This window comes from Cystobacter fuscus DSM 2262, assembly GCF_000335475.2.
Lineage (GTDB): Bacteria > Myxococcota > Myxococcia > Myxococcales > Myxococcaceae > Cystobacter > Cystobacter fuscus.
This window is the reverse complement of the sequence record NZ_ANAH02000005.1, coordinates 626,735-641,185: the sequence shown is the minus strand read 5'-3', so window position 1 is coordinate 641,185 and position 14,451 is coordinate 626,735. Positions and strand designations below refer to the sequence as shown.

At 69.5% G+C, this 14,451-nt stretch carries 10 protein-coding genes; 5 read left to right on the top strand and 5 right to left on the bottom strand.

Annotation, left to right across the window (positions count from 1 at the left end):
• Positions 1-20: 20 nt before the first annotated feature.
• The gene (locus D187_RS10125) at positions 21-1,583 is read right to left on the bottom strand and encodes a hypothetical protein (protein ID WP_002625211.1); all 1,563 of its coding nucleotides are present in this window, start codon (positions 1,581-1,583) and stop codon (positions 21-23) included.
• A gap of 127 nt (positions 1,584-1,710) precedes the next feature.
• Here D187_RS10125 and D187_RS10120 point away from each other — a divergent pair, with 127 nt between their 5' ends.
• Positions 1,711-2,055: a hypothetical protein gene (locus D187_RS10120; RefSeq protein WP_043428991.1), complete on the top strand. Its 345-nt coding sequence runs from the start codon at positions 1,711-1,713 to the stop codon at positions 2,053-2,055.
• Positions 2,056-2,092: 37 nt separating this feature from the next.
• On the opposite strand, the gene D187_RS10115 is transcribed toward D187_RS10120, so the two are convergent.
• Complete coding sequence (locus D187_RS10115; RefSeq protein WP_002625207.1) at positions 2,093-2,674, bottom strand: hypothetical protein; 582 nt, start codon at positions 2,672-2,674, stop codon at positions 2,093-2,095.
• Positions 2,675-2,776: 102 nt separating this feature from the next.
• Positions 2,777-3,709 carry a quinolinate synthase NadA gene (gene nadA, locus D187_RS10110; RefSeq protein ID WP_002625206.1) on the bottom strand — a complete coding sequence of 311 codons (933 nt, stop codon included), beginning with the start codon at positions 3,707-3,709 and terminating at the stop codon, positions 2,777-2,779.
• Positions 3,710-4,086: 377 nt separating this feature from the next.
• Here nadA and D187_RS10105 point away from each other — a divergent pair, with 377 nt between their 5' ends.
• The 4 genes from D187_RS10105 to D187_RS10090 all read left to right on the top strand — a co-directional run bounded on the left by D187_RS10105 (position 4,087) and on the right by D187_RS10090 (position 11,712).
• Positions 4,087-6,507: a hypothetical protein gene (locus D187_RS10105; RefSeq protein WP_002625203.1), complete on the top strand. Its 2,421-nt coding sequence runs from the start codon at positions 4,087-4,089 to the stop codon at positions 6,505-6,507.
• The gene (locus D187_RS10100; protein WP_002625200.1) at positions 6,504-7,295 is read left to right on the top strand and encodes a class I SAM-dependent methyltransferase; all 792 of its coding nucleotides are present in this window, start codon (positions 6,504-6,506) and stop codon (positions 7,293-7,295) included. The genes D187_RS10105 and D187_RS10100 overlap by 4 nt, the downstream gene beginning before the upstream one ends.
• Entirely contained in the window at positions 7,292-10,216 is a 2,925-nt protein-coding gene (locus tag D187_RS10095) for an ATP-binding protein (RefSeq protein WP_002625197.1), read from the top strand. Before D187_RS10100 ends, D187_RS10095 begins: the two co-directional genes overlap by 4 nt.
• A 101-nt stretch (positions 10,217-10,317) precedes the next feature.
• Entirely contained in the window at positions 10,318-11,712 is a 1,395-nt protein-coding gene (locus tag D187_RS10090; RefSeq protein WP_002625193.1) for a peptide MFS transporter, read from the top strand.
• Between the two features lie 7 nt (positions 11,713-11,719).
• On the opposite strand, the gene D187_RS10085 is transcribed toward D187_RS10090, so the two are convergent.
• Both D187_RS10085 and D187_RS54940 read right to left on the bottom strand, forming a co-directional pair.
• Positions 11,720-13,180 carry a POT family MFS transporter gene (locus D187_RS10085; protein ID WP_002625191.1) on the bottom strand — a complete coding sequence of 487 codons (1,461 nt, stop codon included), beginning with the start codon at positions 13,178-13,180 and terminating at the stop codon, positions 11,720-11,722.
• A 75-nt stretch (positions 13,181-13,255) separates the two neighbouring features.
• Positions 13,256-14,134, bottom strand: coding sequence for a hypothetical protein (locus D187_RS54940; protein ID WP_002625189.1), 879 nt, complete (start codon positions 14,132-14,134; stop codon positions 13,256-13,258).
• Positions 14,135-14,451: the final 317 nt, after the last annotated feature.

The window sequence follows — 14,451 nt, the reverse complement described above, 5'->3', positions numbered from 1 at the left end:
ACACTTGCCGGGCGGGGCACTCAGCGGCGGCGCACCAGCCAGCTCTCTCCGGCGTGGGCGGCCACGCTCAGCTCGTTCTGGAGGCGGGCCCCGAAGACGCGCGAGGGCGGCGCGCCCCGGATGAGGAAGTGGTCGTACGCGGCGCCTTGCGTGGCGTAGTCGAAGTCCTGGGGTCTCCACTCCGAGGGGAAGGTGGGCGGGGGCGTGCCGCGGTAGCGCAGCGGGGAGTGGGGGGTGAGGGCGAAGCTGAAGTTGGTGCCCCCGCCACGGGCCCCGGCGAGCGTGGCGGCGCCGTGGAGGAAGACGGGGTGGCGCACCACGCGCGAGCTGGCGTCGAAGATGAGGCCCATGACGCGGGCCTTGGGCGCGGTGGACTCCACGAGCACGTCCCACTCGGAGGCCTCGCGGGAGAAGGCGCGAAAGCCCTGGCCGAGCACGAGGGCGAGGGGCAGGGCGCACGCGGCGCTGGCCAGGCGCAGCACGTGCTGGAGCGGGGGCGGGGTGACGGGCAGGCTGGCGAGGGCGAGCAGGGCGGCGAGCTGCGCGTAGCGGGTGTTGAGGTAGTAGGTGTAGCCGCGGATGTCGAAGGGCAGCAGGAAGTAGAGGCCGAGCGCGAGCAGGACGAGCCCGGGCATGCGCAGGCGGGCGATGGGGCCCTCGGGACTGGGGGCGGGGCGCACGAGGCCCACCACCAGGGCGCCCGCGGCCACCGCGCCCACGGCGTACAGGGGCCAGCGATCCGAGCCGTCGCGCAAGAGGTTGGCGAGCACCTCGAGGAACTCGGCGCGGTTGTGCGCGAAGCTCTTCCAGGCGAGGTTCTGGGGCGAGAGCATGGGGCCCCAGGCCTTCCAGGGCGCGCCGGTCTCCACCTCGGAGGGCTGGCCCAGCCGCAACACCACCCAGGACAGGAAGAGCGCCACGCCTGGCACGACGCCCAGCAGCGCGGGCACGCGGGGGCGCAGCCGCGCGGACATGCCGCGGGCGCCCTCGTCCTCGGGGACGGGGGTGGTGAGGAGCAACCAGGGCAGGGCCAGCGCGAGGAAGGCGAAGACCTGCACGTGGAAGAGCAGCACGGTGGCGAGGCAGAGCGCGAGTCCAGCGGCCCAGGCGCGGCGCGAGTGTGCCCGGGTGAGGGCGCGCACGAAGAGGCCGCAGCACACGAGGGCGAGGGGAAGGGCGGCCAGGTAGTTGATGAAGCCCCAGCCGAAGTTGTCGCCATAGGCCAGCGGCAGGGCCAGCAGCGCGGGCCAGGTGGGCCGGCCGAGTCCCCGCAGCAGGAAGGCCATCGACAGGGGCAGTCCCACCACGTACGCGGAGAGGAAGAGCCGGTTGGCCGTGTCCAGGGGCACCAGCCAGTTCAGCAGGCTCACGGCGTGGTAGTAGCCGAGGTAGGGCGTCAGCTCGTGCCGCGCGGCGAAGAGCTGGGGGTAGAGCGTGGTGGGATCCTCCAGCCGGTGCAGGGCGGAGATGAGGTGCAGGTGCTGGGGCAGGTCCACCATGGGCAGGTGGGTGGACACCCAGAGGGGCAGCGCCCCCAGCACGAGGGCGGCGGCGGAGACGAGGCGAGCGGTTCGCGCGGACACGGAGGAGCGGGACTGTACGTGGCGCCTTCCCTCGCGGCGAGCACTCCATCGGTTTGGACAGGGATGGAGCCGCTGGGCTATAGCCTGGAGGGTAGGGACGCGCGGCTACCCTGGGAGGTATGAGGACATGATGCGCATCGCGTTGGTGGTGGTGTGGGGGGGAGTGATGTTCGCGGCGGGTGAGGCGGGGGCGTGCGAGGCACACGCCGCCAAGGCCCGAACCACGGCGCCCGTGAGCGCGGACTCACGGCGGCGGGACGCCTCGCCGGACGCGGCCGCCGGGAAGAAGGACGGCGTGGGCGAGCCGCACGCCGCGAAGTGTCAATGCAGCAGCGCGGCGGACTGCACCTGCAAGAAGGGCTCGTGCGAGTGCGCCCGGTGCAAGCCCCGCCGCGAGGCGGTCCCCGCACAGGCCGAGGCGGCCGCGATGCGCGAGGCGCGTTGGGACGCCGGAGCGGGAGTCGGAGTCTAGCCCCGAGCGGGTGCCGCCCCGGCGAGGCGTGCTCCGCTCAGGAGCCGCTGTCCTCGGTGGACACGAGCACGGGCCAGCCGCGCGCCATGGCCTCGCGGAAGAAGCTGGCCAGCGCGTAGCGGGCGCTGTTCACCGTGCCGAGGAACGGATCGATGAGCGACTCCTCGCCCACGCTGCGCGCGGGGTTGAGCTCCACCGGGCCACCGCAGCGCTCGCAGCGGATGGACACGGAGCGCGCCAGCGCGAGGGGCACCGCGTAGCGCGCGCCGCACTCGCCACAGTTCCACACGAGCGCCCGTTCTCCGGCCTCGCGCTTCGCCAGCGACTCCAGCTCGTCCGCCAGCCGCAGCATCGCGGGAAGATCCTGCGGCGGCTGGGCGAACACCGCCGAGGGGCCCTGGCCGGGTCCGGGACTGCCCAGGGTGGGCTGCCGGTCTCCCTGCAACAGGGAGCGCAGCCGATCCTTGGCTTTCACGTCACGGAACTCGGCGCTCGCCAGCGCCCGCTCCACCGCCTCCTGAAGCGGGGGCAGCTCCGGCTCGAGCCGTTCGTCCGAGGGAAGGGATTGAGGATGAGCCACCATCCGGTGGCCAGGGATTGCGACGAATCGAAAACCCATGATGGCTCCAAGTCGCACCATGTCGCCTCCGGTGCAAGGCACGAATACGGCACCTTGACGGATTTGCCTCCCCCTTGACGGACGGCGCGCCGCGTCAATGGCTCACAGTGACCATTCCAGCATCCGCCGCAGGGGCGTGAGCGCGGCGGTCTGTAGCTCCGCGGGCAGTGTCAGCTCCGGCGTCCCATCGCGCATGCACTGGTAGAGCTTCTCCAGCGTGTTGAGCCGCATGTAGGGACATTCATTGCAGGAACAGTCATTGTCCGGGGGGGCGGGGATGAAGAGCTTGTCCGGGGCGCCGCGCTTCATCTGGTGGAGGATGCCGGCCTCGGTCACGACGATGAACTCGCGCTTGGGGCTCTTGAGGACGTAGTCCAGCAGCCCCTTGGTGGAGCCGATGAAGTCGGCGTGCCGCAGCACGGCCTCCTCGCATTCCGGGTGGGCCACCACCTCGGCCTCCGGGTGCTGGACCTTGAGCTGCACCAGGCGCTTCTCGCTGAAGATCTCGTGGACGATGCAGCTGCCCGGCCAGAGCACCATGTCGCGGCCGGTCTGTTTCATGACGTAGCGGCCCAGGTGCTGATCCGGCGCGAAGAGGATCTGCCGATCACTCGGCACCTGGTTGACGATCTTCACGGCGTTGGAGGACGTACAGATGACGTCGCTCATCGCCTTCACCGCGGCGGAGCTGTTCACGTAGCTCACCACGAAGTGCTCCGGGTGCTTCTCCTTGAAGGCCCGGAAGGCGGCCGGCGGGCAGCGATCCGACAGCGAACAGCCCGCCTTGAGGTCGGGCAGGAGCACCCGACGTGTCGGGTTGAGTATCTTCGCCGTCTCCGCCATGAAGTGCACACCGCAGAAGACGATGACGTCCGCCTGCGTCTTCACCGCGGCCTGGGCGAGCGCCAGGCTGTCCCCGACGAAGTCGGCCACGTCCTGGATTTCGCTCTCCTGGTAGTAGTGCGCGAGGATGACGGCGTTGTGCCGCCGCTTCAGTTCCTGGATTTCCCGCTCGAGGTCCACGTCGGCGCCCATCTGATCTCCTGGCCCTTCATTTAACCGGAGCGCTCACGCCGCACCAGAAGCGAACACCCCCAGTGAAACCGGCGAACGCCCTGGCGTCTTCCTGGTGGGGAGGCACCCGGACGAGCGCTCCCGGGAAGCAGGGGATTAGCTGGCGCGGACACTTGACGCCAACCCTTCCAGGAACCGCTAAGATATTCCCGAACCCGCGCCGAGGCTGGTCCGCCGACGCCCGGGGTGTCCTTCACCCTGCATCCTGACGTTTGGAAGAGGCCTTCGCGTGTCGCGAGCAATTGGGGGACGAGTGGCACGGGGCTGTGAGCCGCGCCTGGAAGAGCAACCGACCCGAACCTGGGCTGGTTGAACGGCGTGCGTGCCGCGGAGGGTCCATGAGTGTCCCAATTCGAGACGTGCTGGTGGTTCACCCCAATGCGGGCAGGCGGGCGGCGCTCGCCTCGGCACTTCCCTGGCACCGGGTGGTCACGGTGGAGTCGAAGTTGGAGGCGGCCGACCAGATGGCGAACGCGGCTCCCTCGCTCATCATCGCCCCTCCGGATGACGCGCGGTTGTTCCTGCGCCAGGTGGCCCACTCGGCCCCCAATGCCCTGCGCGTCTTCGTCTGCTCCAAGTCGGACCCGGTGGGACTGGCGGAGTTGATGCGCAGCGCCGCCGAGGGCCACGTCTTCAGCGTCCTGGACGAGGGTCTCTCGGGGCCGGAGCTGGGCCGGACGCTCTCGCACCTGCTGCAGCACTACGGCTCGGCCAACCTCGCCCTGCCTTCCGCCTCCTACACCGTGCACTTCCTCATGGAGGAGCGGCCCTACGTGGCGCGGTGTCTGCAGATCGGCAACTTCGGCGCGAGCCTGCTGCTGTCCGGCGAGCACGTCCCCTCCTCGTTTCCTCCCAACGCGGCGCTCGAGGTGCTGCGCATCGAGCGCGCGGGGCACCTGGTCTTCCAGACGCCGTGGGCGCACGTGCAGCGGGCGCAGCAGATCCAGGATCCCTTCGGCACCCAGTTACAGCTGGACCTGTCCTGGGCGACGGCCACGTACCCACCGCCCCCCGTGCCGGGCGTCACCATGGAGGAGCCGGCCGAGGTGGCGGCCACGCTGCGCAAGGCCCTGCGGCGCGAGGCCGTCATGTGGTTGCAGCGCGCCAACGACTCCTCGCTCCAGCTCTGCCTGGAGTTGCCCTCCATGAAGGCGGTGGAGGGGGGAGGTGTGCTCGAGGGCCAGTCCTCCGGACTGCTGGATGTCCAGATCGGCGACGAGCTGGATCTGTTCTTCGAGATGGGGGGACAGAGCTACTCGGGGGTGTGCGTCCTGCTGGAGCGCTCGGTGGACGGGGTGATGACGGTGGGCATGCCGCGCTCGCTCGTCATCCGCAACTGGCGCAGCCTGCCGCGCTTCAAGCCCGTGCCCGGCCAGCGCTTCCTGCTGTCCTTCGCGGCCCCCGTCACCGGCCAGCTCACCACCCGCCCCGTGGAGGACCTGAGCGTGGGCGGGCTGTCCTTCTCCTTCGATGCCGCCAACGAGATCATCCCCGCGGGCTCGAGGATCGACGCCTCCCTGCTGCTGCCCGATGGCCACTCCACCGACTGCCAGCTCGAGGTGCGCTCCATCCAGGCCCTGGCCATGGATGGCCGCGAGGGCTCGACCCTGCGGCCCTTTCGCGCCGGGGCGCGCCTGTCCGGGCTGACCCAGGACGTCCGCGACATCATCCTCCAGGCCTTCATGGCCGCGCGCTGCCAGTACATCGCCGAGGGCGCGGACGTCCCCTTCGACAAGCTGTGGCAGCTCATGGAGGAGGCCCGCTACCGCTTCCACCCGGACTATCCCTTCAGCGCCGGGCCCCCGCCCGCCGTGCTCGGGGAGACCCACCACAAGGTGTACTCCACGGGGGACCTGGGCCGCAGCCTCGTCTACTCCAGCGACAAGGGCCTGCAGGGGCAGATCGCCGCGCTGCGCATCCACTCGCGCACCTGGCTCGTGCAGCACCTGGCCGTGCGGCCCGGGGTGCGGCGCAACGAACAGGTCTCCTACGAGCTGAGCAACCTCGCCGTGGAGCTGGGCGAGGTGCAGCAGGACATCGAGTTCGTCCGCTACTCCTGGCGCAAGGACAACCGCTGGCCGAGCCGCCGCATCGGCTGGCTCGCGCGGGCACTGGAGACCCCGGGCCTGAGCTTCCTGCGCCACTTCGCCTACATGCGCCTGCCGCTCACCCAGGATCCGCCCACGCTCGACCGCACGCTGCCCCGGGTGCGCGATGGGGTGCGCACCGACTTCGTGTGGATCGAGCTGCACCTGCGCGATCGCGGACACCTGGTGCGCGTGCTGAGCGAGGATCTGCTCACGGACGAGGTGGACCTGCGCGCGCTGCGCGAGCGCTACAAGGCGCACGGCCTGCACCGCAACCGCCGCGTCTTCGTCGTGGATGGGGAGTTCGGCCCCCTGGCCGTGGCCCTGTGCGAGGAGAGCACCCCGGGACTCAACCTCCTGGAGAAGACCAACGCCTTCTGGCTGCTGGTGCCCCGCCGCGACCACCCCCAGGCGCGCGATGCCGTCCTGGCGCTCGTGCAGCGCTGCGTGGAACATGCCCGCGAGCGCGGCCGGCCTTCCGCCATCGGGCTGGTGGACGAGGAGGACGTCGAGACCCTCACCGAGGCGGGCTTCGAGAACCTGGGGCGTTTTTCCGAGTGGATCTTCCACCGGTCCATGATCCGCCGGGTGTGCGAGCTGTGGCGCTCCGTGTTCGAGCGGTTGAGCGGAGCCCCCGCCCCCGACTGGTCGGGAGAGGAGTCTGGCGAGTGAGCTACATCCTGGAGTCCGATGACGAGACGCGTCGGTTGCTCGTCCAGGAGCGCACGGGCAACGCGCGCGAGGCGCTGCTGCTCTCGGGGCTCCGGCAGGGAGAGCGCGTGCTCGACGCGGGCTGCGGCCCGGGGGGCATCACGGAGGTCATCGCCCAGCTCGTGGGGCCCACGGGCCAGGTCACCGGCATCGACATGAGCGAGGAGCGGCTGGAGCAGGCGCGGCGGCTCAACCAGCGCCACGCGCACGTGCGCTTCCTCCCGGCGGACGTGCGCCGCACGGGCCTGCCGGACCAGGCGTTCGACTACACGTGGAGCCAGTTCGTGCTGCAGCACGTGCCCGAGCGCTGGCAGGCCCTCGATGAACTCATCCGGGTGACGCGCCCGGGGGGCAGGGTGGTCATCTCCGAGTTCGATGGCTTCGGTCTGGGCAACTGGCCCTTTCCCGACGACCTGCGCGAGTGGTGTCTGCGCCTCACCGACGCGCTCATGCGCGTGGCCCACATGGACATCCACGTGGGCCGCAAGGTCTTCCACGAGATGCGCCGCCGGGGGCTCACCCAGGTGCGCGTCCACGTCTTGCCGCAGTTCGTCATCGCTGGCGCGGCCGACGCCTTCCACCAAAAGGATTGGGAAACCCGGTTTTCCTCGATGGAACCGGCGGTGGCCCCCCTGCTCGGCGGTCTGGAGGACTACCGGAGGATGAGCCAGCGCTACCTCCAGTTACTGGCGGACCCCGACGCGTTAAAGTACTCGATCCTATTGGTCACAGAAGGAACGAGGCCTTGAACGAGAGTGAAGTGGTGCGCGGGGACAGAGCTCATCCGGACAACGCTCCGGAGGTGAGCGTACGGACCACGTCCACGCTGTTGCTCTATTTCGAGCGGCGTTATGGCGCCGCCCGGCTCGCCGACGTCTTCCGCCGACATTCGTTCAGCCTGTCGCTGGACTACCTGCGCACGGCCACCAACTTCATCTCGCTGCCGTTCCTCGAGAAGTTGGCCGACGTGCTGGTGGCGGAGTCGGGCGACGCGCAGTTCATGCGCAAGGCGGGCCTGTTCATGGCCGGCCCCGAGACGCTCGGATTCGCCTACTACATGGTCCGCGCCTTCGGCTCGCTGGAGATCTGCTTCCGCAAGACGGTGGAGCTCAGCTCGAGCTTCAACCGGGTGGGACAGTTCGAGATCGAGGAACTGGCGCGCGAGCGGCTGGTGCTCAGCTACCGCAGCAGCACGCGCGAGCGGCACCGGCACATCTGCGAGCTGCGCATGGGCCAGTTCGCCTCCTTCCCCACCATCTGGGGCCTGCCCCCCGCGGAGGTCACCGAGAGCCAGTGCCACGTGTTGGGCGCGGACGTGTGCCGCTACCACCTGCGCTGGACGGATCCGCTGCCCATGTGGGGCCGCTACATCGGCCTGCTGCTGGGCGCGGTGAGTGGGGTGGGCACGAGCATCCTCGGGCTGGGGCATCCGGCCTTCTCCGTGACGGCGTTGTCGCTGGCGGGCGTGTCGTTGGGCAGCTGGTTGGACCTGCGGCGGGAGATGCGCCGCAAGGACGAGGCGCTCAACGAGCAGACCCACGGCATGATGGGCTCGCTCGAGGAGCTGCAGCAGCGCTACGACGAGATGTTCCGCATCAACGTCGCCCTCGAGGACCGGGTGGCCGCGCGCACGCGCGAGCTCACCGAGTCCAACGCGCGGTTGGAGGCGGCGCTCGCCAAGCAGAAGGAGCTGGACCGGCTCAAGAGCGAGTTCTTCGACAACGTGAGCCATGAGCTGAGGACGCCCCTCACGCTCATCCTCCTCACGCTCGACTCCCTGCTGCAGCGCGGCCCCGAGGTGTTCGCGCCGCCCGTGCGCCAGCACCTGGAGACGATGAACCGCAGCGCCTCGCGCCTGTTGCGGCTCATCAACAACCTGTTGGACCTGACCAAGCTGGAGGCGGGCAAGACGAAGCTGCGCCACGAGCCGCTGGAGATCGAGAGCTTCCTGTCCTCGCTGCTGGTGCCCTTCGAGGTGCTGGCGGACAAGAAGGGCGTGGCGCTGGAGCTGGAGGGCCACGCGCCCACGCCGGTGCAGGTGGACGTGGCGCGCCTGGAGAGCGTCTTCCAGAACCTCATCTCCAATGCCCTCAAGTTCACCCTGCAGGGCCGGGTGACGGTGCGCCTGCACGAGGACGACACGTGGGTGCATGTGGAGGTCATCGACACGGGCGTGGGCATCGCCACGCAGGACCTGTCGGTCATCTTCGACCGCTTCGCCCAGGCGGACTCCTCGGGCACGCGGCGCTTTGGCGGCACGGGCATCGGCCTGGCGCTGGTGAAGGAGACGCTGGAGCTGCACAAGGGCGGCATCGACGTGTCGAGCGAGCTGGGCAAGGGGTCCAACTTCCACGTGCGGCTGCGCAAGGGCCCGGCGCCCGTGCGCGAGGCCGAGCCCGAGCTGCCGCCCGAGCCGGTGCTGCTGCGCCCCCTGGGCCGCTCGCTGGACGCGGCTTCCCTGCTCGAGCCCGAGGGCACCGTCACGGTGACCGCGGTGGAGGCCGTGCCCGTGCTCCCGCCGGATGTCGAGGCTGGCCCGGACGCGCCCCGCGTGCTGCTGGTGGAGGACGAGCCGGAGATCCGCTCCTTCCTGCGCCAGGTGCTCAAGCCCTACTACCGGCTCTTGGATGCGAGCAATGGTGAGGAGGGCCTGAGCCTGGCCCAGAAGGAGCGGCCGGATCTCATCATCTCGGACGTGATGATGCCGGTGATGTCGGGCCTGCAGATGCTGGCGGCCCTGCGCGCCTCGCCGGAGACGGTGGACACGCCCCTCATCCTGCTCACCGCGCGCCAGGAGGTGGAGGCCAAGGTCGAGGGCCTGACCATGGGCGCCAACGACTACCTGCCCAAGCCCTTCTCTCCCCGGGAGATGCTCGCGCGCGTCGAGGCGCAGCTGCGTCTGCGCGACGCGGCGATACGCGCGGCGGAGAACGAGCGCCTGGCGGCCACGGGCCTGCTCACCTCGGGCTTCGCCCACGAGGTGCGCAACCCCCTCAACGGCTTGATGAACGCGTTGTTGCCCCTGCGCGAGAGCCTCACCGGCACCACGCCGGACATCGGCATGGCCGTGGGCATGTTGGAGCTCATCGAGGAGTGCGGCCAGCGCATCCGCCACCTCGCCGAGGGGCTCTTGTCCTTCGTGCGCACCGGCACCAAGGCCATGGCGGTGGACCTGGGCGCCTCGCTGGACGCCAGCGTGCAGGCGCTCTCCTGGCGGCTGTCGCCGGACCTCAAGGTGGAGCGTGACTACCAGTGCGCCGAGCCGGTGTGGAGCGATCCGGGCTCGCTCAACCAGGTGTGGGTGAACCTGCTGGACAACGCGGTGCGCGCCGTGGCCAAGGAAGGCGGCCGGGTGCGGGTGGTCACCTCTCGCGAGGGCAGTGACGCCGTGGTGTCCATCATCGACAACGGGGTGGGCATCAAGCCGGAGAACATGGATCGCGTCTTCCAGCCCTTCTTCTCCACCCGCGACGCGGGCGAGGGCACGGGCCTGGGCCTGGCGCTCTGCCAGCGTATCGTCCTGCAGCAGGGCGGGCGCATCCGCATCTTCAGCGAGTACGGCAAGGGCACGCGCGTGGAGGTGCGGCTGCCCCTGGAGGCCGATCCGGACCGGCTCCTGCCGCCGCTGCTCTCCGATGGCCGGGTGCGTCAGCACCACTGGAACACGTAGAGCGGCCTGACGGCGAGGGGTGGTCTGACAGGCAGAGGCGCTTCTGCTAGTAGAAGCAGGGGCCTCTTCCCCCTTCCCCCTACCCGCGAGGACATTCGCGCATGGCACACAGTCCGGCCTCCACGACCGGCCGAGGTCACCCCAAGGGCCTCTACCTGCTGTTCACCACCGAGATGTGGGAGCGCATGAGCTATTACGGCATGCGCGCCCTGCTGGTGCTCTACATGGTGGGCGCCACCGGCAATGGCGGCTTTGGCTGGAGCCAGGCCAAGGCGCTGCAGGTCTACGGCTTGTACACGGCCCTGGTGTACACCACGCCGGTGCTCGGCGGCTTCCTCGCGGACCGCTACCTGGGCCAGCGGCTGTCGGTGACGCTCGGTAGCATCCTGATGATGCTCGGCCAGTTCGTCCTGGCGATGCCCGGCAACAACGAGGCCCTCTTCTACGCGGGCCTGGGCCTGCTGGTGGTGGGCAACGGCTTCTTCAAGCCCAACATCTCCACCATGGTGGGCGGCCTGTACGCACCCGGGGACTCGCGCCGGGATGGCGCCTTCACCATCTTCTACATCGGCATCAACGTGGGGGCGTTCCTGGCCTCGGCGGTGTGCGGCACGCTGGGCGAGAAGTACGGCTGGTCCTGGGGCTTCGGCTCGGCGGGCGTGGGCATGGCGCTCGGCGTCCTCGTCTTCCTGCTGCTGGGCAACCGCTTCCTGGGTGACGTGGGCAAGCGCCCCACCCAGGTGGTGCGCCAGGAGAGCAAGCCCGCGGCTCCCGCGGCGGCCCTCACCCGCGCCGAGGTGGACCGGATCGTGGTCATCTTCGTGCTCGCGCTCTTCGTCGTCTTCTTCTGGGCGGCGTACGAGCAGGCCGGCGGCCTGATGAACCTCTACACGGACGCCAAGGTGGACCGGCACCTGCTCGGCTGGGAGGTGCCCACCACCTGGTTCCAGGCCGTCAACCCCATCTTCATCATCGGGCTCGGTCCGATCTTCGCCGAGGTGTGGACGAGCCTGGGCCGGCGCGGCAGGGATCCCTCCATCCCCGCGAAGATGGCCCTGGGCCTGCTGCTGCTCTCCTTTGGCTTCGTCTTCATGCTCGGTGCCTCCAAGCAGAGTGCGACCGAGGGCAAGGCGGCGATGATGTGGGTGGTGACGGCCTACTTCTTCCACACCGCGGGCGAGCTGTGCCTGTCGCCGGTGGGGCTCTCCATGGTGACGAAGCTGGCGCCCACCCGCTTCGCCTCGGCGCTCATGGGCGTGTGGTTCATCGCCAACGCGGTGGCCAACTACCTGGCGGGGCTCATCGGCGGCTACGCGGAGAAGCTGGGCGAGTTCGATCTCTTCCTGGCCATCACCGCCTTCACCGCCGTGGCCGGCGTGGTGCTGCTGGGCGTGTCGCCCGTGCTCAAGCGGATGATGCACGGCGCGGACGAGATTCGCCCGACCGCGCCGACGGGCTCGGAGCAGGGGGGCGCGCACTCCGCCCCCGCGGCCTGAGCGGGCGCTACAGCGCCTTCGAGTTGTCCGCGAGGGAGGGAGGGGGCTGCGCGCGATCCGGCACGCTGCCCCCCACGTCCTGCTGGTAGTAGTCGCGCACCTGGTAGTGGCGGGCCATGAAGGCCATGGCCCCGGCGGCCAGCAGCGCGAGCCCTCCGTAGAAGAAGAACTGGCCCGCTCCGCTGAAGACGTTGAGCGCGGAGGCGATGGCCACCGCCACGTTGGCGAGCGTGGTGGTGAGCAGCCACAAGCTCTGGATGATGCCCTTCATCTCGCGCGGCGCCTGGGTGTAGGCGAACTCGAGGCCCGTGGTGGACACGAGGATCTCCGACAGCGTGAGGACGATGTAGGGCAGGAGCTGCCAGGAGATGTTGAGCACGGTGCCCCGCTCCATCACCACCTGGAAGTAGCCCGCGATGGCGTAGGAGAACGCCCCCACCGCGAGCCCGAGCGGCATGCGGCGCAAGGGGGTGAGCTCCCAGCCCGCCCGCTGGAAGGCGGGATACACCACGCCCACCAGCAGGGGGATGAGGATCATCACCAGCGCGGGGTTGATGAACTGCATCTGGCTGGGCTGGAAGGTGATGGGGCCCACCTGGGGATCCATGGCGCGCGCCTGGATGACCCAGGTGGACGCCTTCTGGTCGAAGAGCATCCAGAAGAAGGGGATGGTGGGCAGCAGCAGTCCGCTGATGCGCAGCACGGCCTTGGCGCCCTCCACGGCCTCGGCGGGGTGCTCGCGCGTGGCGCCGTCGAGCCAGTGGCCCCCCTGGCCCCGGTGGCGCAGCGCGGAGCCGACGACCTTGTGGAAGGAGTGGGGGTTAGGCCCGGTGGGGGGCACCACCACGTAGTGCTTGCGGCCGCTCCAGAAGATGACCGTGGCCACGAACATCAACACGCCCGGGATGCCGAACGCCACCGCGGGCCCCAGGTGCTTGAGCGTCAGGGGGATGGTCAGCGAGGCGAAGAAGGAGCCGAAGTTGATGGTCCAGTAGAAGATGGCGAAGACCTTCTTCACCAGGTGCTTGTTGTTCGCGGTGAACTGGTCACCCACCATGGCGCTCACGCACGGCTTGATGCCGCCGCTGCCCAGGGAGATGAGCACCAGGCCCGTGTAGAAGCCCGTGGCGTTGTTCTCGAAGAGCGCCAGGCACGCGTGGCCCAGGCAGTACACGAGGCTCAGCCAGAGGATGACCTTGTACTTGCCGAACCAGCGATCCGCGAGGTAGCCGCCCAGCAGCGGGCAGAAGTACACGCCCGCCATGAACAGGTGCATCAGGCTCTTGGCTTGAGCCGAGCGCGCGCCCTCGTCGGGCACGGCGTTGCGCAGCAGATAGTCGATGAGGAACACCGTGAGGATGTTCCTCATCCCGTAGAAGCTGAAGCGCTCACAGGCCTCGTTGCCGATGATGTAGGGAATCTGAGGCGGGAATCGGTCCGAGGATGGAGCGCTGGGCGTGCGGGCCATGGGCGGGGAGTGCCTTGCCGGTAGGGGGTCCAACCTCCCTGCCTACTCCACCGCCCACCCCGGCACAACCCGGGCTCAGGGCGCCAACGACAGCCCGACGAAGGGCCCCGCGAACAGGTCGCGGTTGACGATGCCGTCCACCAGTCCCTGATCATTGAGGTAGGTGGCTCGGTAGCCCGCCCGCAGCCGCAAGACGCTTCCCAGGTCCACCCCCACGCCGGCATCCCCGCTGAGCTGCACGTACGGCAGCGGCGTCCAGTGGGCGGAGGCCTCCAGCTTGAGCGGTCCCGCGACCTTCAGGCGGGCGCTCGTTCCCAGGCCTGGTCCGATCATGGTGATGTCCGGCGCGAACGCCGCGTCCAGGCCTCCGGTCAACCGCCACTTCACCCGGTCGCTGTTGACCAGCAGGAAGCTGGGCCCGAGCGAGAACAGGGCAATGGAGTCACGCCCCATGCCTTCTTCCGCGGCCAGGTTGAACAGGTCCAGCCTCGTCCCGAAGCCGAACCGCTGCCCGTCCACATTCAACCCCAGCCCCACCGAGTAGCCATTCGCCACGGCGCCCGTATCCACCTTCAGGTCGAGCTGGGCGGGCGGGGTCGACATCTCCTGCGCGGAAGGGGGAGGCGGCGGACGCAGTCGCCGCCACGCCGCGCTGTACCCATAGTACCGGCCGTAGCTTGGCAGGCCGACGCCCAGGAAGGGCCACGCCCAGGCCGGATCGAAATAGTAGTAGCTGGCCCACGGGTACCCGTAATGGGCGTAATACCCCTGCGGATTGCCGTAATAGGAGGGATTTCCTCCCCAGTAACCTCCTCCAGGCCGGGAGGGGCTTCCTCCATTGCCGGGAGACGAGGACGGCGGAGGCGTCGAGCGCTTGCCGAAGCGCGCCTCCGCCTCGCCCGAGCCGAGTCCAACAGCCGCGACGGTTAGAACCAATCCTACTTGTTTCCACATGGTCCCACTCCGGTATGAGGGGCCGGTGCCGCACGGCCCTCTCTTGACATGAAGATAACAAGCGTGCCGCTGGCACGCTCGGACCGAGCCCCTCCCGGAACATAGGCGAAAGCCCCGCAGGGGGCCCGACGTTCCGCCCCCGGAGTTTATTCACGGATTTTTCGTGGGGCCCGGTGGGGGTCGGGAGGGCACGCAAGCGCCACCCGCGCGTCCAGGGACCGCGCCTCGCATGGCAGGCGCAGTGACACCTGGAGGCTGGGCCGCGGCGGCCTCACGGTGCGGGGAGAGCGTACCGCGGGACAAGGGTCGTGCCCCGC

Coding starts and splice junctions, on each gene's coding strand:
- D187_RS10120 (WP_043428991.1), top strand. CDS start 1,711: ATGATGCGCATCGCGTTGGTGGTGGTGTGGGGGGGAGTGATGTTCGCG.
- nadA (WP_002625206.1), bottom strand. CDS start 3,709: ATGGGCGCCGACGTGGACCTCGAGCGGGAAATCCAGGAACTGAAGCGG.
- D187_RS54940 (WP_002625189.1), bottom strand. CDS start 14,134: ATGTGGAAACAAGTAGGATTGGTTCTAACCGTCGCGGCTGTTGGACTC.
- D187_RS10085 (WP_002625191.1), bottom strand. CDS start 13,180: ATGGCCCGCACGCCCAGCGCTCCATCCTCGGACCGATTCCCGCCTCAG.
- D187_RS10105 (WP_002625203.1), top strand. CDS start 4,087: ATGAGTGTCCCAATTCGAGACGTGCTGGTGGTTCACCCCAATGCGGGC.
- D187_RS10090 (WP_002625193.1), top strand. CDS start 10,318: ATGGCACACAGTCCGGCCTCCACGACCGGCCGAGGTCACCCCAAGGGC.
- D187_RS10115 (WP_002625207.1), bottom strand. CDS start 2,674: ATGGGTTTTCGATTCGTCGCAATCCCTGGCCACCGGATGGTGGCTCAT.